This is a genomic window from Sphingopyxis lindanitolerans (genome assembly GCF_002993885.1).
GTDB lineage: Bacteria > Pseudomonadota > Alphaproteobacteria > Sphingomonadales > Sphingomonadaceae > Sphingopyxis > Sphingopyxis lindanitolerans.
In genome coordinates, this window is sequence record NZ_PHFW01000004.1 from 71,562 (window position 1) to 89,154 (window position 17,593).

20 protein-coding genes are annotated in these 17,593 nt (G+C 61.5%); 6 read left to right on the forward strand and 14 right to left on the reverse strand.

Features of this window, described 5'->3' with window-relative positions:
• Positions 1-391 precede the first annotated feature (391 nt).
• Positions 392-1,555 carry an IS110 family RNA-guided transposase gene (locus CVO77_RS20030; protein ID WP_021245899.1) on the reverse strand — a complete coding sequence of 388 codons (1,164 nt, stop codon included), beginning with the start codon at positions 1,553-1,555 and terminating at the stop codon, positions 392-394.
• Here CVO77_RS20030 and CVO77_RS20035 point away from each other — a divergent pair.
• On the forward strand, positions 1,554-2,930 hold the full coding sequence (locus CVO77_RS20035; protein WP_236614844.1) for a diguanylate cyclase: 1,377 nt from the start codon (positions 1,554-1,556) through the stop codon (positions 2,928-2,930). The two genes, CVO77_RS20030 and CVO77_RS20035, sit on opposite strands and share 2 nt — an antisense overlap.
• A complete protein-coding gene (locus CVO77_RS21870; protein WP_021247414.1) occupies positions 2,927-3,589 on the forward strand; it encodes a response regulator in 663 nt (220 codons plus the stop codon). The genes CVO77_RS20035 and CVO77_RS21870 overlap by 4 nt, the downstream gene beginning before the upstream one ends.
• Here the strand turns inward: CVO77_RS21870 and CVO77_RS20045 are convergent.
• Positions 3,586-3,942, reverse strand: coding sequence for a sigma factor-like helix-turn-helix DNA-binding protein (locus CVO77_RS20045; RefSeq protein WP_021247413.1), 357 nt, complete (start codon positions 3,940-3,942; stop codon positions 3,586-3,588). The genes CVO77_RS21870 and CVO77_RS20045 overlap by 4 nt on opposite strands.
• A 421-nt stretch (positions 3,943-4,363) precedes the next feature.
• Between CVO77_RS20045 and CVO77_RS20050 the strand changes: the two genes are divergently transcribed.
• From CVO77_RS20050 to CVO77_RS20065, 4 genes are read left to right on the forward strand one after another with little or no spacing between them, the layout of a single operon-like run.
• Positions 4,364-4,738, forward strand: a complete 375-nt coding sequence (locus tag CVO77_RS20050; protein WP_013041565.1) for a type II toxin-antitoxin system RelE/ParE family toxin — start codon at positions 4,364-4,366, stop codon at positions 4,736-4,738.
• Positions 4,735-5,061: a helix-turn-helix domain-containing protein gene (locus CVO77_RS20055; protein WP_006964370.1), complete on the forward strand. Its 327-nt coding sequence runs from the start codon at positions 4,735-4,737 to the stop codon at positions 5,059-5,061. Before CVO77_RS20050 ends, CVO77_RS20055 begins: the two co-directional genes overlap by 4 nt.
• Positions 5,061-5,303 (forward strand): hypothetical protein, encoded by a 243-nt coding sequence (locus tag CVO77_RS20060; protein WP_006964372.1) that lies wholly within the window; start codon positions 5,061-5,063, stop codon positions 5,301-5,303. The genes CVO77_RS20055 and CVO77_RS20060 overlap by 1 nt, the downstream gene beginning before the upstream one ends.
• The gene (locus CVO77_RS20065) at positions 5,296-5,595 is read left to right on the forward strand and encodes a hypothetical protein (RefSeq protein ID WP_006964373.1); all 300 of its coding nucleotides are present in this window, start codon (positions 5,296-5,298) and stop codon (positions 5,593-5,595) included. The genes CVO77_RS20060 and CVO77_RS20065 overlap by 8 nt, the downstream gene beginning before the upstream one ends.
• Positions 5,596-5,615: 20 nt before the next feature.
• On the opposite strand, the gene CVO77_RS20070 is transcribed toward CVO77_RS20065, so the two are convergent.
• Genes CVO77_RS20070 through trbB form a run of 12 tightly spaced genes read right to left on the reverse strand, consistent with a single transcriptional unit; the run spans position 5,616 to position 17,579 of the window.
• Positions 5,616-6,728, reverse strand: a complete 1,113-nt coding sequence (locus CVO77_RS20070) for a transglycosylase SLT domain-containing protein (RefSeq protein ID WP_006964375.1) — start codon at positions 6,726-6,728, stop codon at positions 5,616-5,618.
• A gap of 2 nt (positions 6,729-6,730) precedes the next feature.
• Positions 6,731-8,446, reverse strand: coding sequence for a P-type conjugative transfer protein TrbL (gene trbL / locus CVO77_RS20075; RefSeq protein WP_006964377.1), 1,716 nt, complete (start codon positions 8,444-8,446; stop codon positions 6,731-6,733).
• A 10-nt stretch (positions 8,447-8,456) separates the two neighbouring features.
• A complete protein-coding gene (locus CVO77_RS20080; RefSeq protein WP_006964379.1) occupies positions 8,457-8,639 on the reverse strand; it encodes a hypothetical protein in 183 nt (60 codons plus the stop codon).
• A 9-nt stretch (positions 8,640-8,648) separates the two neighbouring features.
• The gene (gene trbJ, locus CVO77_RS20085; protein WP_006964381.1) at positions 8,649-9,404 is read right to left on the reverse strand and encodes a P-type conjugative transfer protein TrbJ; all 756 of its coding nucleotides are present in this window, start codon (positions 9,402-9,404) and stop codon (positions 8,649-8,651) included.
• Between the two features lie 25 nt (positions 9,405-9,429).
• Positions 9,430-10,797 carry a TrbI/VirB10 family protein gene (locus CVO77_RS20090; RefSeq protein ID WP_231382254.1) on the reverse strand — a complete coding sequence of 456 codons (1,368 nt, stop codon included), beginning with the start codon at positions 10,795-10,797 and terminating at the stop codon, positions 9,430-9,432.
• Positions 10,798-10,809: 12 nt separating this feature from the next.
• Entirely contained in the window at positions 10,810-11,559 is a 750-nt protein-coding gene (locus CVO77_RS20095) for an SPOR domain-containing protein (protein WP_158011143.1), read from the reverse strand.
• A gap of 26 nt (positions 11,560-11,585) precedes the next feature.
• Positions 11,586-12,569: a P-type conjugative transfer protein TrbG gene (trbG, locus tag CVO77_RS20100; protein ID WP_006964392.1), complete on the reverse strand. Its 984-nt coding sequence runs from the start codon at positions 12,567-12,569 to the stop codon at positions 11,586-11,588.
• A gap of 17 nt (positions 12,570-12,586) precedes the next feature.
• Positions 12,587-13,306 carry a VirB8/TrbF family protein gene (locus CVO77_RS20105; protein WP_006964394.1) on the reverse strand — a complete coding sequence of 240 codons (720 nt, stop codon included), beginning with the start codon at positions 13,304-13,306 and terminating at the stop codon, positions 12,587-12,589.
• Positions 13,293-15,872 carry a VirB4 family type IV secretion/conjugal transfer ATPase gene (locus tag CVO77_RS20110; protein ID WP_006964396.1) on the reverse strand — a complete coding sequence of 860 codons (2,580 nt, stop codon included), beginning with the start codon at positions 15,870-15,872 and terminating at the stop codon, positions 13,293-13,295. Before CVO77_RS20110 ends, CVO77_RS20105 begins: the two co-directional genes overlap by 14 nt.
• A complete protein-coding gene (locus CVO77_RS20115) occupies positions 15,869-16,201 on the reverse strand; it encodes a conjugal transfer protein TrbD (RefSeq protein WP_026149854.1) in 333 nt (110 codons plus the stop codon). The genes CVO77_RS20110 and CVO77_RS20115 overlap by 4 nt, the downstream gene beginning before the upstream one ends.
• An 18-nt stretch (positions 16,202-16,219) precedes the next feature.
• Positions 16,220-16,600, reverse strand: coding sequence for a TrbC/VirB2 family protein (locus tag CVO77_RS20120; RefSeq protein ID WP_006964400.1), 381 nt, complete (start codon positions 16,598-16,600; stop codon positions 16,220-16,222).
• Between the two features lie 13 nt (positions 16,601-16,613).
• The gene (trbB, locus tag CVO77_RS20125) at positions 16,614-17,579 is read right to left on the reverse strand and encodes a P-type conjugative transfer ATPase TrbB (RefSeq protein ID WP_026149853.1); all 966 of its coding nucleotides are present in this window, start codon (positions 17,577-17,579) and stop codon (positions 16,614-16,616) included.
• Between the last annotated feature and the right edge of the window lie 14 nt (positions 17,580-17,593).

Genomic DNA, 17,593 nt, shown 5'->3' on the forward strand with positions numbered 1-17,593 from the left:
CTGATAATCGAGCCGGTCGAGCTTAACGACCGGGTGGCGGACGCGTATGTCCAGAAGCCACCCGGCTTTAAAGTCTCTAGCTGCTGCCCCCACGGTAGAGGGTATCCAGACTTTATATTGCTACGTCATGATCTTCTTCTCCGTCGATCATTGCAAGTCCACATCATCCATCCCGGAGTGCAACAGTCTCTTCGCGGTCGGGCGTTTGTCGTGGCCGTTGGGCCGATCGCCTGCCGCAGTATGGGCATTCACTAGCAAAGGGTGGAGCTTCAACAAGCGTCACGAGGTTGTCACCACCTCACCTTTAGACCCGAAGTCTCCGATCCCTCCGCCTCCCGGGAGGACTGTTTCGCCGCCATTGTGCGAGCGAACCTGGTGTGAACCTGCGCGCTCAGGCCGGCAGCCGGCTCTGCATCAGCGCCCGGTGCGCCGGCACGTCGGCCGCCTTGGCCATGAAGTGGGTGCCGTCACGCCACAGACTGAACATGATGATCGCCAGCTTCCGTGCCAGCGCGACCTTCGCCTTGTTGAAGCCGATCCGCTTGCTGAGCTTGAGGCCCCAGTCCTTGAGCGTGCTGAACGACCGGGTGTTCGACAGCATGACGGTCGCGGCGCCGACCAGATGCGTGCGGGTGAGCTGGTTGCCCATCTTGCTGATGCCGCCATGCGTCAGGCTCTCGCCCGACTGGTAGACGCGCGGGGTCAGGCCCAGATAGGCGGCCACATCGTCGACATGCCGGAAGCGCGTCGGGTCCTCGATCGCGCTGTAGAACGATACGGCGGTGATCGTGCCGACGCCGGGGATCTCCATGAACCGCCTGCAGACCGGGTTCGACGCGGCCAGCAGTTCCAGCTCGCGCTCGATGCGGTTGGCCTCGACGTAGAAGCCTTCGCACAGATCGAGCAGCGGCAGGACCCGTGGTCGCAGATCGACGCCTTCAGTGTCGGCGATGAGGCACATCTGGTCGATGGCGCGGCTGCGATAGCTCGCCGCGGTTTCGGTCCCACCCTCGATCCGTCCGCCGTAGACCCGCACCAGGCCGCGGATCATCGCCTCGGTCTCGCGTCGCTGTTTTACGAGGCGGTCGCGCATGGTGAGATAGGCCCTGATCTCGAAGCACAGGTTCGATTTGACATAGACCTCGGTCAGATATTCCCGGCCCGTCCGCGTGATCTCGGCGATGCCGCGTGCGTCGTTCGTGTCGGTCTTGTTCCGCTTGACCGACAACACGCGATGCACCTGGCGCGCATCGAGCACTACAACCTGGAAGCCCTGCGCACGCAGCTTGGTCGTCAGATGCGGCGTCAGCCCGCCGCTCTCAATGCCGATCAGCGTCACATGCGATTTGAAGTTCTTGCGCAGATAACGTCCGATCTCGGTGGCGCTGCTCTTCATCGAGACCTGGTGAACAATCGCGCCGTCACAATCGAGAACGCAGACCGCCGTATTCTTGTAGCCGACATCCAGGCCAACCCAAAAGCGCGCCGCCGAAGGATCGGCCTCCGCTCGATCCATCGCCGCCAAATAGGACGGCACCACGATCTTCTTCGACATGACCGACTCCTTTCTTGCCAACATCTGGTCAACAAAGGATACCCTCGCGTCGAAGGCCGGGCAGCAGCTAAGCCACAAGCGTTCGCGCCTGACGATTATCAGGTTTCCAACACCCGGTTCCAAGCGGGCACGCCTCCAAAATGGGGGCGTGCCGCTGGCTTTCCGGCCTACTCCCGACAGCACAGTTTCGGAAATGGCGCGAGATCGCTGCCATCGGTTTTGCTTGTTGGGGGGTTTAGTGACCAATTCGGAAAATTCTTCTGGCTCGATACTGCAATGGCTTGGCTTTCGCGGCGCGCGCGGGGGGCGCAGCGTGGACGGGAAACCGGCGTTCGCAAACGGCGCTGGCAATGTATTCCAGCAGGCGCGCCGCCATCTGCTCGATGAAATCGCGGCCTTCCTGCTCACCTATGAGCTGGACGTGACGCCCAATAACCTTCTCACCGCGCACGGGGCCTTTTCCGGGTCCAATCCCGCCCTTGCGCGCAAGATCGCCCAGCATGTGACCGCTGGCCTAGCCGTGACACAGGAATGGCTGGACGAAATCACGGCGGCAGACGAGACGATCGACAAGCACGATGGCATCCAGCACCTCATGGCGAGGTTGGAAACGACGCTCGAAAGTTTCTCGAAGAACGCCAACGACACGCGCAGCGCGACGGCCGACTATACCGACGAGCTGGAACAGCATGTGGCCGAGCTGGATCAGGTTCAGGGAACGGGTCAAATCCTTTCCAGCCTAGCCGATTTGGCGAAGGCGATGCTTGAGCGAACCCGTAAGCTGGAAACCGACATGCGGCGCAGCGAGGAGGAGGCCAAGGCGCTTCGCCGTAGTCTGGAAAAAGCGCGGCGCGAGGCAGAGATTGACCACATGACCGGCCTTCCCAATCGGCGGGCTTTTGAGGCGGTCCTAGAGCGGGAGTATCGTGACGCCAGAGCGAGCTTTGACCCGCTGACCGTAGCTTTCTGCGATATAGATCATTTTAAGCGCATCAATGATACGCACGGCCATGATGCAGGCGATCGGGTCATTCGACTTATCGCGGAAATGCTCGCTACGATTTCGGACGATAATTGCCATGTAGCGCGGCACGGCGGAGAGGAGTTTGTTATGCTGTTCCGGGGCATCAGCCTGTCCGAAGCGCATAAGAAACTTGACGGCTTGCGGGAACAAATGGCCGAACGTCGCTTACGAAACCGCAAGACCGATGAACCCTTGGGGCAAATCACCTTCTCCGCCGGTATCGCGGACGTGTTTGATTTTTCTGATCCAAGGGCGGCCCTCAAAGCGGCCGATGAAGCCCTTTACACCGCAAAGCAGGGCGGCCGAAACCAAGTGATTATCGCTCCCAAGGGAGGCGCGCAGGCTGCATGAACGAGGGGACGCCAGATGAAGACGTATTTCCCGGCGCGAAGCTCTCCGATCCGGCAATGGTGCGGGCGATGGGCGGGGCGCTGGCGGTCCTCGCCGGATTGCTGGAAGGGAAAGGCGTCGCATCGGTGGAGGAAACCTCCAACGTGCTGGGGATTTACGCTGTCATCACCGGGGAAACCGCACCCGATGAAGGTTTGATCCTCGCTTGTTGGGCAGGGATTTTGCGTGATGCGGCACAGGAGAAGACCAAAAAAGAACGGGGAGCCGAGAAAATGGGTGTAGGATCGGGCAGCGCGGCCGTGCTGGTTGTGGAGGATGAACCCCTAGTCAGGACGATGGCGGCCGACATTCTCATGGACGCGGGCTATCGCGTCTTTGAGGCGTGCGAGGCGGCCGATGCTCTGGCGATCCTTGACGGCCGCGATGATATTGGCGCGGTGTTCACCGATATTGAAATGCCCGGAATGACCGGCCTCGCCTTGGCCGCTGCCGTCCGCGACCGATGGCCATCCATGCCGGTCCTCGTTACCTCTGGCCGCGTGCGACCAGGTGCAGGCGAATTGCCGAACGGAGCTGCCTATATCGCCAAGCCCTACATGCCCGGTGAATTGGTCGCCACGCTCGGCAAGATGCTCCCTCCCCCCGATTCCGGCGATTAGTGTTCCGTCAGGCTGAATGAGCCGCGAACAAGGGCAAGCCCATCGGAAAGCCGTTCGGCCGCCTCCTTCTGCTCGATGCCAAGTCGCTTGGCGATTTGCTCGATCGAAAGCCCATTCTGCCGATGCAGGAACAAGGCGCGATCGGTCAAATGCGGCAATTCTTCAACACAATCCCAAAATTCATCTTCGGGAAATGTCATGCGCGGTGACGCCATGCACGTATCTATTGATTGTTGCAGATAACAATCTGCGGCTGAATCATCGACCTCAACGAGTATCGCAAGAGCTTTTTCCATGAACTCTAGGGCAACCGCTTTCTGTTGCTCTCGATAGATATTGGAAGAATCAACCATAGCCTAGTCCTCCTTTCGGTCGCTGTAGGGAGGACGATGACTCAACAATAGGGAAATTGCACGCGCAACTAGGGCCAGATTGAGCAGTAATTTTATTACAACGGCAAGCAGCCCTCGCCTGCCCGGACAGGGGCGGCGCGTGGCATCGGCTAGATTGTTTGTTGGTCTTCCGACGATGGCTAGTCCTTGCGGGCCATCGTCGGAAGTGGACGGCCGCACAAATTGGGGGGCGTGGGCCGCGCCGGGCCTCTAGCATAAAATTACGGCCCTGCATCCCCGGCGTTGATACATTCGTCGCGCAGGGCGCTCGATTGAGCCGCCCCGATCGCGGTCGCCTCAATCGGCATAGCGAGCTGGCAATATGCACATACGCGCATAATTTCCGCTTGCGGGCTATGTATATTTGTGCATAATAGCCGCGATGGATACGGAACGGCCGGTTCGATGGGTGGCATCGTCAAAGCGCGATTTTCGGGAGTTCCCGGACGATGTGCAGGACGTAATGGGCTATGCCCTGCACCTTGCGCAGCAAGGCGGGCAGCACGCCAGCACTAAGCCGTTGAAGGGCTTTGGCGGCGCTGGCGTGGTCGAGATCATAGACGACCACCAAGGCGATACGTTCCGCACGGTCTATACGGTCAAATTCGCGGAGGCGGTCTATGTCCTGCACGCCTTCCAGAAGAAATCCAAGCAGGGCAAGGCCACGCCGCAGGCCGATATGGATTTGATCCGAACGCGGCTGAAATCCGCCGAGGAGCATCACCGGCAACACCAGACCCCGCGAGGCACAGCATGAGCGCACAGGACGAAATCATTGAGGAAGGCAGCGGCAATGTCTTTGCCGATCTAGGCTTTGCCGACCCCGACACCCACCTTTTGAAAGCCCAGCTCGTTACCCGTGTAGCCGAGGCCATGCAGGAACGTAAATTGACGCAGATCGCCGCCGCCAAGGTTACGGGATCTACCCAACCGGAATTGTCGCGCATCCTGCGAGGCCAGTTCCGCAGCGTCTCGGTTGAGCGGCTTCTGGCCATGCTCACCCGGCTTGGCTGTAAGGTCGATATTGTCGTGCGTCCGCAGGGGCGGACCACTGAATCGGCCGTGATCCACTTCGCCTAATGTGCGATGATTTCGCGCAAGCCCGGCTCGATATGTTCGAGGCCGGGCTATTCGGCCAAGGGCCTGCCTTCTGGCGCTGGATCGAAACCGACGCGGCGCAACCCTATCTTGCCGCGTTCGCCGCCGATCGACGGCCGCTCGAACCCGGCGAACCCTTCGCCATCGACCTAGCGGCCGACGACTTGCTTGCCCCCGATCGCCTCGCCCAGCTCGCCCTACAGATCGAGGCCGACCATGCTTGATCCCAATCCGTCCATAGCTGACCTTGACGCAATGCTAGATCGCCACCGCAATGACGATGCGGCTATGGAAAAGATCATTCGCGGGTATCTCCGCTGCGCGATCTACAGCTATCAGAAACATTGCGTCAGGCGCGCCTTGCGCCACATCGGCAAGGACGATTGGAGTTTCAAAGAGGAAGACGTTGCCGCCTTGCGGGCCGAAGGCGCGAAATCCATTTCGGACTTTCGAGACTGGCTCATTGAGGAGCTGGCCGGGATGGGAATCAGCGCCCACACCGGCTTGCCGAATTGAGCGCCTAGCGCGCCGTCGCTTCAATTGCTGGCGGTGATTGTGCGCGGAATAAATCGCGGGTCCGCCGTGGGATCGGTAGGCGAAGGATGCAGCATGTCGCGCCGGAAATTGACCGCAACGGAAATAGGCGCGGCGTTCGGCCGAGCCGCCATGATGCGGGCTTGTGGAGCTGGCGCAGCCTCATAGCTGGCCATCGGCTGCACGGCCGCCGAGGTTAGACCCCCTACCCCGCGTTCCGCTCTGGCGACGACAATTTGAGCGCGATCGAGCGGCCGAGTCTGATCGCCGGTATAGAACGCCAGATGCCAATGATCGGCATGGCCCCGGTCCCCCGGCCCCAGCAGCTCCGCCACGCGAATACCATGTTGCGCCATCACGGCGCGGATTTGCTCGCGCGTGATCGTGTGCAGCCCGGCACGCGGCACGAAATCGACCGCCTGCCCATATTTGTGAAAGCTGTTGGCGGCCCCGTAATTGGCTTCCAGCGCCCGCCACGTATCGGTTATGCGAGCATTGAACGCAGCGGCCAAGATCGAGGCGACATAGCCCGCCGAGGCGTCGGCGCTGCCTTGGGGCTGGACGATCGCCGGTTGCGCCGCGAGCTGGCCCCCGCCCGTCGCGTCGGCCGCCGTGATCGTGAGCGGGATCGAGGCCGATCGCGCAGCAGGAGCGCCGCCGCTTACCGGGATGCCGTTCACGCTGTAGGTATTATAGCGCGAGGAAAGCCACGCCTCCCAGCGCGCACCTTTCGCCATAATCAGCGCCCGATAGCGGGCATTATGGACCGGCGTTCGGGAATGATAATTGGCAACCCGCGTCCACAGGTCGCCCTTGTCATCCCGGATATGGTTTCTGATACGCCATGCAGCGAGGTTGTAGGGATAGCACCCCGCCGCAAGCACATATTCGGGCCGGATACCGTAGCGTGCCAGCGATTGAATATAGCTGGAATTGAGCTGCATCGAGCCAAGATCGGCGGTGTTATTGGTGTTCTGGACGCGCGCGCCGGGCCGACCGTTCTCTTGTTCCGCGACCGCCAGCATGACGTTCGCCGGAATGTTATAGCGCAGCGCCGCCGCGATCGAGCATTGCACCCGTTCTTCTATGACAACCGGAGGCAGATCAGCGGCCATGATTAGCTGTCCCCCCTTCTCTGGACGAAGGCCGCAACTTCATCCTCTGGCGTCTCCATGTCGCCCGCATCACGGGCGGCCGAAATGGTATCGCCCGCGAATTGCGCCGTGGGGGGTGGCGATGAATCGGACGAGCTGGCGGGACTGCCCGCGCCGGTCGCGGGAGCGAGCGTTTCACTTCCCGACGATGCCGAGGCGGCCGACGCGCGGATATTGGCCGCCAGTCGGCCGCCCACCGTATTTCCCACCCGCTCTTTCAAAGCGCCCACCGCCATACCAGCGGCAGCGCCGCCGAGGATGCTTGCGGTTTTCGCCGCACGGCTAAGGCCGGTGCGTTGCGTGCCGCCAGTGTCGCCACTTTCGGGCGTGCCTTCACCTTGCGAGCTGGCGGAGCTGGCCTCCCCCTCCCCCGCAGGCGAGCCACCGGCAGCGCCGCCGCCGTTGCCGTCTTCACGATCGGCCGCCTCGCTACCCGCAGCGGCGCTAGTAGCCGTGCCGCCGCCCGCGCTGGCGGCTTCCGAGCCGCCTTGAAGGCCGCTGTTGTCATTGGCCGGGGGGGAACCGCCATCGCCGCCCATAGCGACGCTAAGGGGCGTGCCGCCGCCCCCACCGCCACCGCCGCCGCCGTTATCGCCGCCTCCCGGCATGTCGCCCGCCGACGAAAGCGGTTGCCCGCCTCCCATGCCGGTTTGGCCGCCTTCACCACCGCTCCCACCAGCGGCAGCGAAGGCGGCCTTGATCGCGCTGGCTCCACCCGCAGCGTTCATCGCGCCAGCAGCGATCATAGCTCCACCCGTGGCCGCCGCCCCAGCGGCCATCCCGGCAGCACCCAGCGCGGCCCCTGCCCCAAAGGCTCCGATACCGCCCGCCGCGTGGATCGAGCCGCCACTTATAACGCCCCCGACCATTGCGGGAACCTTGTTTACGAGCGCCAGAAGCACGACCGCGAAGACAAGCATGGTGCCCAAGTCTTGAACGGTCGCCCCCGCACCCGTTTGCGCATAATATTGGTCAAGGAACGTCTTCCCGACGCCGACGATGAGAACCATCGTCATCAGAGACGCGCCGACCGCGACCACCGTTTTGAAATAGTTCAGCGCAATGTCGGAGGTCCAACGGGAACCGCCGAAGCCCAAGAAGATAACCCCGCCATAAGCAAGGATATAGCCGGACGCCAAGAGGAGCAGCATATTCACGCCGACGAGCGCCAAGACGATCAGGACGCCAAGCGCGATGAGAACCTGAATCGTAGATTGGAACGGCGAGGTTATCGAAAATTCTTCATTGGTTTGGCGGAAAATGTCGAATCCAATATCGACAATCCCCGATGGGGCGAGGTTATTAGGAAGGCCCGATGCTTGGGCACCCAGCGAGCGCAAGCCTTCAATGATTGCAATGCCGATCGCCGGGCCGTTGATGAGGAGCCACCAAAAGACACCGCAGAAGACAGCGAAACGGATTGTCTCGGAGGCAAATTCGCCAAGATCGGCGCGGCGCAGCGCCATTTGCCCGAAAGTCCATATGAGACTGATCGCGGCCAGAGCGCCGAACAGAATTGTCGCGTGCGTTGTGAAGACGCTCGCCCACGCCGCCGCCATGCCCTTATATCTGTTCAGAACATTATCGAGCATACCTTGCGATTGCGCATAGGCAGGGGTCGCGGCGAACGTGAGCGCCAACCCCAAGGCGGACAGATGCAGGCGAGCTAGAGCCTTCATAGTGCGGTCCTTAATTCTGGTAATTGCCGATCGGCGTTGGCTTGGTCTTCATTTTGTTGGAGGGGGCCTCAATCGTCACATTTGGCGGAGTTTCCACGGTGACGGGGGCAGGCTTTTCATTTTTGACTACGACGACCACCGCGACGACGATCAGCGCAATGGCGACCAGACTAATGATTAGAGTTCGAGACATAGTTGCTCCTTAATTCTGGTAGGTTCCTACCGGGGTTGGCTTGGTGCCCATTTTCGCCGTCCCGGTTTCCATTGCCGCAGCATCCCGATCGAGCTGATATTGCGATTGGGCCGTCAGCGCGGCGCTTTGCGCGAGCAGCACGCCGCGAATCTTCTGCAACTCACTGGCCTGTTGCGCCGCGAATTGGTTGGCATAGGACAGAGCTTGCATTTGACCGCTGGCACCCGTGGCGTTGGCTTGCAATTGGTCGAGGCGCTGGCCGTCAGACGCGAGCGTCGTCATGGCGCTGTTGATGCCGTTCATAGCGTCGGCATTTGCGGCCATCTGGCTAGTCGTGCGGGCACGCGCGGCAGACAAAGCCGCTGTCCTTTGCGCGGCCGAGCAATTCCCGGAGGTGCAAGCGTTGGTCTGATAGTAAGACGGATTTTTGAATTGGTTCATATAGGTGTTCACGTCACCAGCTTGGCGCGCGAACGAGCTAATTTGATTGACCTGACTTTGCAGGCTGTCGATCGTTTGCGTAGCCTGCTGCCAGAGCTGGACCGGCGCGCCGACCGTGTTCTGAATCATATTTTGGTATTGCTGTAGCTGCGTCTGATACTGCTGGATTTGCTTCGCCACCGTGGCGACATTTTGCAGCGCGGAAACGGTTGTCTGGCGGACGTTCGCAACGTCGATGACCGAGATTTGCGCATTGGCGGACGGAGCCGCCAGCGCGAGGGTGATCGCCAAAGAAATTTTAGCGGCTAAAAATCGAGACTTCATTTTGCTTGCTCCCTTTCATCTGGCGTCAATAATCGAATGAGCGGTAAGGCTTTGAAAACGTGAGGTCTTTCACGACAACCACATTGAAGCGGAAGCCGGGACGGATAATCAGCGTGGGCGATATGTTCAGATTGCGCTCAATCATCATCGCCGTGGTCTGTCCGAGCTGCTGGCCGAGAGCTTGGCTAAGGGCTTGGCTGGCGGACATAGTGCCATTGGCGTTCAGGCCGGTTTGCGGCTGACTAAGGGTTACGCCAGCGGTCACACCCGACATGAGCAGCGCGGAGCCGAAGATACGGAACCAATGCGCGTTCACTTGGTCATGGAACCCGGCATAGCCCGCGCTGTCCGACCCCGGCATAGCGCCAAGGTCGATCGCCTTGCCGTCAGGAAAGATGATCCGTTGCCACGCGATGAGCGCGCGCGTCTGCCCAAAGACCGGGTTGGAATCATACGCGCCGACAAGGCGCGAGCCTTGCGGGATCAGGAGATAGCGGCCCGTGGCGGTATCGAACACGTTTTGGGAAACTTGCGCCACAATCTGCCCCGGTATTTGCGAGTTGATGCCGGAGATCAGCGTGCCGGGAATGACGAAGCCCGCGCGGAGCTGGTAGCGCGAGGGCGCTTCCACTTGGCTGTTCGAGGCCCAGCGATTGCCACCCGCATTGTTGGCGAACTGGCCATAGTTGGCAGGCGGACGGGCATTGGACGCTCCCGGCGCGGCTCCGGCCCCTCCCCCGGCCACTTGGTTTGACAGGGCCGTAAGGGTGGCAATGTCGGAGGCCGAGGGCTGGCGGCCCTGCGCCATCGCAGCGGCCATTTGCTGTTGGAGGGCGACGAGCTGGCTTGCCGGATCAGCGCCGCCACTCATGCCGCCAGCGCCAGAGGATGCCCCATTGCGGCCGTCCTGCCATTTCAGGGCGGTAGGAGAGCGCACGGCGCTACCGAATTGGGCAAGGCGTGCTTCGCGTATGGCTTCCATGCGTGCGCGGCGCAGATCGGCCGCCGTGGGGGCGTTAGGTTGCGCTGGCGAGGCGGTGACGGTTGGCGGCGCGTTGGGATCAACCGGCGCGACCGGAATACCATCGGCGGGCGGCAGCGGGGGGGCGTTCGCCATAACTTCCGCAGCGCCGCTTGGCGCTGTCCCCGCAACCTTGTTCGCAACATCGGCCGAGCTTTGCCCGACAGCCGGTTGAACCTTGGTCGCCGCATTGTCCGAGGAGCGATCAATCATAATCGACACTACGATGGCGATGAACAGCGCCACGATGCCAAGGACGATCAGCAGCGGCGCATTATTGACCCTGCGAACACCTGTCACCAAGCGTCCGCTATTCCCGTCCGCTGCACCGCCCGGCGAGGCTTCCGGCGACATGCTATCAGCATCAGACATAAACTTACCCCCTTACCCGGCCTTGACGACGCCACAGCGCGCGGCACGGATGCCCTTGCACTTGGCGCGCGCCGTCGCGCTGGATTGAAACTGTCCGAATTGGATGCCGTGAGAGCGTCCGTTTTGGACAAAGCGCGGCGTCACGCTCGCCCACGAAGGGCGAAGGCGCGCCGTCGCGCGCCAATAGGCGCGTGCTGCGCTTTCGGAGGAGAAGCCCGTCAGGCTGACAGACCACGTTCCGGCCTCTGTTCCATTGCCGCCGAAGCCGGGTTGCGTGCTGGCGACGGGCGACGGAACGGGAGGAGGTGCGGCAGGCGCTACGGGCCGGTTCGCCCGTTCGATCAGCTCCGGCGTTGCGCCGGTCAGATCGAGCGCCCACCCGGCAGACGGGTAGATACCCTTTTCATCCACGCCATAGATGCGGGAGAAAGTTTGCGCGCCGACCCGCAGCGTCACGCGGTAGGAATCGGCAATTGGCTGATCGACGTAATAGCGCAACGGCGTGGCCGCAGGATCGGGCTTCACGCCCTTGCCCGCCTCAATCACCGCATAGCCTGCTTGGCGCATCGAGGAGCGCAAGCCGTCACCATAGGCCCCGCCCCCGGTAGTCGGGATCAGCACCCGGCTAATCGCAGGCGGGTAGAGTTTCACCAGCTCCGCCACGGAATCGTCAACGAGGGCTTGGGCCTGATCGGGAGGAGCCGGAACGGCGAAGCTGTCCCGGTGCGAAACGCCCGCGCAGCTCGTAAGCAGGAAAGCCACTGATACAAAAATCGCACCGCGCACGATCAGCCCCCCCTTGTGATGGTGACGCGCTCTTGGCGCTTGCCGACACCGGAGATGAGGACCGCTTGGTCAAAAATCTGATCGACAATGTAGCGGCCATCTTGGAGCCGGTAATTGACGATGGAGGTATCAGCCGCCTTGGAGACGCTGCCCCCGGCCCGGACGATCAGCAGCGATGGCGCTTCCGTCTGCTCCATCGCGTGCGGCATTTCGATGATGGTTTTGACGCCATCATTGTAAACCCGGACGGGCTTCCAGCGTGCGCGGCCGTCAACGCTATAGTGGAAATCGAGATTGGAGAGATATTCGCTCCCTCCCCTGCCCGTCCCGCGCGCGCCATCGGGCACCGCCATCGTGTTTTCGGCGCGCGCCGTGTCCGATCGAGCGCGGAAAGCGGCCCATTTGGCTTGCGCTTCATCGGGATAGGTGAACGCCACCCGCGACATGAATTGCGTCCGGTGCGACACCAACCGGATATGGTAGGTGCGGCGATCGGTCGTCACGATCAGCGTTGTATTCAAGTTCGCATCGAGCGGCTTGATGATAAGATGCTGGGTTTCGTTCGGCCCGGAATTGGAAACGGCCGGTTCGATCAGCCAGCGGGCGCTATCGCCCACGTTGACCGAATTGATGTTCTCGCCCGGCTGCAACTGCACATCGCAGATTTGCAGCACAGCACAGACCACGGAGGGTTCGGAGGTGCCGAAGGCGAACAATACCGCGCCTTCGGTGCCCGGCACCGGCTTGATGCCTTCGGCGCTTTCCGCCTGCCAGCGCCGCGCGATCGACAGACCCTCGCGCTGGGTGCGCGTCAGGTTCGGATTGCGCGGGCTGATATAGGCATTGGGATCTACTTGCGCCCCTCCCCCGGCAGGCATGGGCGCGTTCGCGGGCGGCATGTCGTCGGGAAGCGGCGGGCCGTCCTGCGCGGACGCGATCGAAGGCAGCGCCGCGAGGGCGGCGGCGAAATAGGCGATCTTCTTCATGTTGATTGTCCCTCCCATCAGAGTGTGCGCGACCAAGAGAAATCTTGGACGAACACGCCCAAGGGGTTTTGCTTAATTTGTTCCTCCGTGGTGGCCGAGCTGGGCGGCGCAACGCGGATCGTGACGAGCGCGCGCATTTTCGCCGGAGGCTGGATAGGCTGGCCTTGCCGATCGCGCTCCGTCTCGGTCCAATCGACCTGCCAAGAGGTCTTGGTTTGCTGAATTACCGAGGCGATTTCGACCGACACGGTTTCCCGCGCCGCGCGGGCGAAAGGCGTATTGTCGGGATTGCCGTTGAGATAGTCGGTCATCTTTGCCAACGCCGGATCGTTCGGCGCGAGCATCCCATAGACCCGGAAAATGGCTTGCTTTTGGAGTTCAACGTCAGCCGTCACCATGCGGGCCGACTGGATGAAGGAGCCGACTTGCGCTTGCACCACGCGCGCATCGACCGGCGAAGCCACATCGGCCCGCTGGGTCGCTATCGCGTCCCCCAGCGAGTCCACGCGGACCACGTAAGGGATGAATTTCGACTGACTGCCAATCGCTATGATGCCGCCGACAGCGGCGAGGACGATCAGCATCGAAAGGATTGCCATAGTCTGCCACAAGCGCCGCGAGGCAGCGATGCCGCCCACATGCTCATTCCATTGCCGCCGCGCGTTCAGGTAGGGGTTGGGATCAACCGGGGCGCTTTCCGCAGCTCGCCGCCCCCGCAGCTTGTCAAACAGACTCATGCAGCTTCTCCGAGGTATAGGGGGCCGCCGCCGCGCGGCCGATATTGATGGTGGATTCGACGCCACGGATGGCCAGCCACTCGTTGACCCATGCCGGGCCATAGGCCGCTTCAAGGGCCTTAATGGTGGCGATGGATTCCTTGTCGGTCGCGCCGACGAAGGACAGGGCCACGGGGCCTAGCGCCAGCTCAAAGAGCCGCCGCCCCTGTTCCGAGAGATAGTAATATTGGCGCTTGGGGATGGCCGTCGCCAAGATTTCAATCTGGCGTGTATTGAGGCCCATGCGTCTGTAGAGTTGGGCGGTATCGTCATCGCGCGCATAGACGTTCGGCAGGAAAATCTTGGTCGCGGTGGACTCCACGATAACGTCAAGGATGCCCGAATTTGCGGCGTCAGACAGGCTTTGCGTTGCCATGAGAACAAGGCAGTTGGACTTGCGCAGCACCCGGAGCCATTCGCGGATTTTGGCCCGGAAGGCGGGATGCCCCAGCATAATCCATGCTTCATCAAGGATGATCGCGGCAGGCTGGCCCTTCAAAGATCGCTCGATACGCCGGAAAAGATAGAGGAGGACCGGCAGCGCGTATTTTTCACCGAGGTTCATCAGCTCCTCGACTTCAAACACGGTAAATTCCGACAGGCTCAGGCCGTCATGTTCCGCATCGAGAAGATGGCCCATAGAGCCGTCCACCGTGTAGGTGCGGATCGCCTCGCGCACCGTTTCATCCTGAATCGTGACCACAAATTCAGAGAGGGTTTTGCCCCCGCTGGCGTGCATGTTGACGATGGCGTTGCCGATTTCGTTGCGTTGCGCGGGCGTGGTCGCCACGCCGTTGAGGGCTAGGATTGTGTCGATCCAATCCATTGCCCATGCGCGATCGGACTTGGTTTCGAGGAATTGGAGCGGGCAGAAGGCGAGCTTTTCGTCATCCCCGGCGACAGTGAAATGCGCCCCGCCCACCGCCTTCGCCAGCGGGTAGAGCGACAGGCCCTTGTCGAACGCGAAAATGGACATGCCGGGATAGCGGCGGAGCTGGGCGGCGAGCAGGCCGAGCAGCGTTGACTTGCCTGCGCCCGTGGGGCCGAAGATGAAGCTATGCCCCACGTCGCGGACGTGGAGATTGAGCCGGAACGGCGTGGAGCCGTTGGTGACGCCAGACATGAGCGGGGGCGAGCTGGGCGGATACATCGGGCACGGCGCATGATCGAGGCCGGTCCATATCGAGCTGGTCGGCATCAGGTCGGCTAGGTTCATGGTGTTGATGATCGGGCGGCGGACGTTTTCGACGCCATGCCCCGGCAGCGTGCCCAAGAACGCCTCTAGGTTGTTCACCGTCTCGATACGGGCCGCGAAACCGAGTGCGTTGATAGCCTTTTCAAGCTGGCGCGCGGCCTGTTCTACCTTATCGCGGCTTTCGTCCGTCAGGACGACGACGCCGGTATAGTATCCTTGTGCGATAAGGCCGGAGTTGACTTCCTCCAGCGCATTATCGGCATCGGCCACCATCGAAAGGGCGTCCTGATCTATCTTGCCGCTGTTGGTCTGGAAAACCTGATCGAAGAAGCCGCGAACCTTTTGCCGCCACTTTTTGCGGAAATCCTCAAGGTGTTTCACAGCTTCATGGAGGTCCATAAATATGAACCGCGTGGACCAGCGATATTCAATCGGCAGCTCGCCCAGCGCCGAGAGGATGCCCGGCGTCGATTCCATCGGGAAACCTTCGATCGCTACCGTCTGGACGAACTTGTTGCCGATGCGCGGGATTACGCCCGTCCACATTTCGACACCGCCGATGATGGAATCGAGATACATCGGGTTCGAGGGCAGCACGACCGGCTGATTTTTGCCGGTGACGCAGAATTGCAGCCACCGCAAAAAGTCGTCGTGCGTCACGGTCGAGCCGTCCTCATTTTCGACCTTGTGAGCGCGAAGGCGGGTCAGCTTCACGGCCGAGGACAGACGGCTTTCAAATGTGGTGATTTCGCGCTTGAAGCGTTCAACCAGGTCGGCCGTGCGTTGCTTGTTGTTCGGCCGCTCCCGATCGTCGTCAAACATCAGCTCGACAAACTTTTGCTCCGCTATGACCGGAGGGAAATAGGTCGCGGTAATGACGAAATAGCCCTCATACATGGTGCCGAGGGACTGGAATAATTCGCGCCTTTCCTGATCTATGGCGTCCGTCACCGGGTCAGGAAAATGCGACAGACCCGCAGCCGAGTAGGCGGCAGCAGGGCGGCGCGGCGCGTCAACGTGGATCATCCAGCCATTGCCCAGCCCGGCGAGAGCTTGGTTGATCCGAAAGCTGACCATATCGCGCTGGCGGTCGGTGGAGCTGGCGTTATCGTCGCCCTCATAAATCCACGCGGCCATGAACGAGCCGTTCTTGCCGACGATTACGCCATCATCGACCATCGCCCCATAGTTGAGCAGATCGGCAAGCCCTTCATCCTTGGAGCGATACCGGGCCAGCTTGCGTTCGGCCGCGTTGGCGAAGGACGCAAAGGCGAGGACCGCGAGCAGGGCCGCCCCGAAGATCGCTATGACGACAGCGATTGTCTGGATCATTTTTTCTTCCCCGGTTGCCGGTAGCGGCGGAATTGCAGGCGGCCGTTCTTGCGGAAGGGCGTGGAGTGGGCCGGGTAGTAGGGGCGATAGGTGCGGTGCCGCATGTAAACGAACCGCATCAGCGGGTCCGATTTCGCCATGAGACGACAGGCCCACACGCCTGCAAACCAGATCAGCAGGCCAGCGGCCCACGCCTTCAAGGAATTGATGGCCGGAACGATCAGCGCCATCGACGCTAGGCCCGTGAGCATGACCAGCTCGCGGTCCCCACCCAAAAACAGATTGTTGCGGACGCCAGAGCGGCGAATAGGCACTGATCGCAGAGCCATGTTGACCGGCCCTCCCCTTTAGCCTGCCAGCGCGGGCGAAGCGGTGCCGGTAATCACCGCACCGCCGCCCGTGATGGAGGACAGGACCGAGTTAGCGCCGACGAGCATCGAGGCGACGAGGACGATCAGCAACAGCGTTCGCACAAAGCCGTTGAGATCGCCGCCGAAGATCAGGACACCACCGGCAACGACGATGCCGACGAGGGCGAAGGTATAACCGACGGTGCCGGTCATCGACTGGCGCACCTTGGTCAGATAGGATTCGTAAGGCAGGCCGCCCGTGGTATCCGAGGCCCAAGCCGCGTGAGGCCAGAGCAGGAGCATGACGAGCGCCAGCCCCAGCATACCCCATATGAGCGCCTTACGGCGGGCGGCGGCGTCATTCCAAAACAACGTCATATGTCATGCTCCTTCACAGTTTGCGCAAAATGTATTTCCCATCCACGAAGCCCCCGACTTCCAGCAGGCTTTCAATGCGGCGACCCTCTGGCGTGCGCGCGATGTGGACGATCAAATGCACCGCATCACCAATCAGCGGCTCAATCGGCCGTGGTGAATCGGGGTGCATACTGATGAGCATTTGGAGCCTGCTAAGGCCCGCTTCGGCGTTGTTGGCGTGCAGCGTGGCCGCTCCGCCCTCGTGGCCGGTGTTCCACGCCATGAGCAGGTCGAGGGCTTCCGGGCCGCGCACCTCGCCCACTAGGATACGATCGGGCCGCATCCGCAGCGTGGTTTTGAGCAGCGCCGTCATGGTGATTTGCGGGGACGTGTGGAACTGGACGTAGTTTTCAGCGGCGCATTGAATCTCGCCGGTATCTTCAATGATTACGAGCCGTTCGGTCGGGTCCGCGTCCACCATCCCGTTGATAATGGCATTCACTAGCGTTGTTTTGCCGCTGCCGGTGCCGCCAATCACCAGAATGTTGCGGTGCGCGCGGATAGCCTCATGGATGAGGCTGCATTGCTCCGCCGTCATAATCCCGCCCTCCACATATTGTTCGAGGGTAAAGATCGCCACGGCGCGTTTTCGGATGGCGAAGGTCGGCGCGGGCACGACCGGGGGCATCTGTCCGGCGAAGCGCGAGCCATCTATAGGAAACTCGCCTTCCAGAACCGGGGAGGCCCGCGTCACTTCCTTGTTATGATAGCCAGCGACCGCCTTGATGATCGCCTCGGCCCGGCTTGGGGCGACCTTACCGATGCAGATCATGCGTTCGCCAAGGCGTTCCAGCCATAGCTTGCCATCGGCGTTCAGGATCAGCTCAACGGTTTTGGGGTCGGCAAGCGCATCCAACATAAGCGGTTGCATGGAGCGGCGAAGCATCTCCTTCGCACGCTCTTTTACCGTATCTTGAGCGGGTTCCCCCTTGGCCTCCATGAAGCACCGTCCCT

Coding starts and splice junctions, on each gene's coding strand:
- CVO77_RS20035 (WP_236614844.1), top strand. CDS start 1,554: ATGACCGACTCCTTTCTTGCCAACATCTGGTCAACAAAGGATACCCTC.
- CVO77_RS20030 (WP_021245899.1), bottom strand. CDS start 1,555: ATGTCGAAGAAGATCGTGGTGCCGTCCTATTTGGCGGCGATGGATCGA.
- CVO77_RS21870 (WP_021247414.1), top strand. CDS start 2,927: ATGAACGAGGGGACGCCAGATGAAGACGTATTTCCCGGCGCGAAGCTC.
- CVO77_RS20045 (WP_021247413.1), bottom strand. CDS start 3,942: ATGGTTGATTCTTCCAATATCTATCGAGAGCAACAGAAAGCGGTTGCC.
- CVO77_RS20050 (WP_013041565.1), top strand. CDS start 4,364: ATGGATACGGAACGGCCGGTTCGATGGGTGGCATCGTCAAAGCGCGAT.
- CVO77_RS20055 (WP_006964370.1), top strand. CDS start 4,735: ATGAGCGCACAGGACGAAATCATTGAGGAAGGCAGCGGCAATGTCTTT.
- CVO77_RS20060 (WP_006964372.1), top strand. CDS start 5,061: ATGTGCGATGATTTCGCGCAAGCCCGGCTCGATATGTTCGAGGCCGGG.
- CVO77_RS20065 (WP_006964373.1), top strand. CDS start 5,296: ATGCTTGATCCCAATCCGTCCATAGCTGACCTTGACGCAATGCTAGAT.
- CVO77_RS20070 (WP_006964375.1), bottom strand. CDS start 6,728: ATGGCCGCTGATCTGCCTCCGGTTGTCATAGAAGAACGGGTGCAATGC.
- trbL (WP_006964377.1), bottom strand. CDS start 8,446: ATGAAGGCTCTAGCTCGCCTGCATCTGTCCGCCTTGGGGTTGGCGCTC.
- CVO77_RS20080 (WP_006964379.1), bottom strand. CDS start 8,639: ATGTCTCGAACTCTAATCATTAGTCTGGTCGCCATTGCGCTGATCGTC.
- trbJ (WP_006964381.1), bottom strand. CDS start 9,404: ATGAAGTCTCGATTTTTAGCCGCTAAAATTTCTTTGGCGATCACCCTC.
- CVO77_RS20090 (WP_231382254.1), bottom strand. CDS start 10,797: ATGTCTGATGCTGATAGCATGTCGCCGGAAGCCTCGCCGGGCGGTGCA.
- trbG (WP_006964392.1), bottom strand. CDS start 12,569: ATGAAGAAGATCGCCTATTTCGCCGCCGCCCTCGCGGCGCTGCCTTCG.
- CVO77_RS20105 (WP_006964394.1), bottom strand. CDS start 13,306: ATGAGTCTGTTTGACAAGCTGCGGGGGCGGCGAGCTGCGGAAAGCGCC.
- CVO77_RS20110 (WP_006964396.1), bottom strand. CDS start 15,872: ATGATCCAGACAATCGCTGTCGTCATAGCGATCTTCGGGGCGGCCCTG.
- CVO77_RS20115 (WP_026149854.1), bottom strand. CDS start 16,201: ATGGCTCTGCGATCAGTGCCTATTCGCCGCTCTGGCGTCCGCAACAAT.
- CVO77_RS20120 (WP_006964400.1), bottom strand. CDS start 16,600: ATGACGTTGTTTTGGAATGACGCCGCCGCCCGCCGTAAGGCGCTCATA.
- trbB (WP_026149853.1), bottom strand. CDS start 17,579: ATGGAGGCCAAGGGGGAACCCGCTCAAGATACGGTAAAAGAGCGTGCG.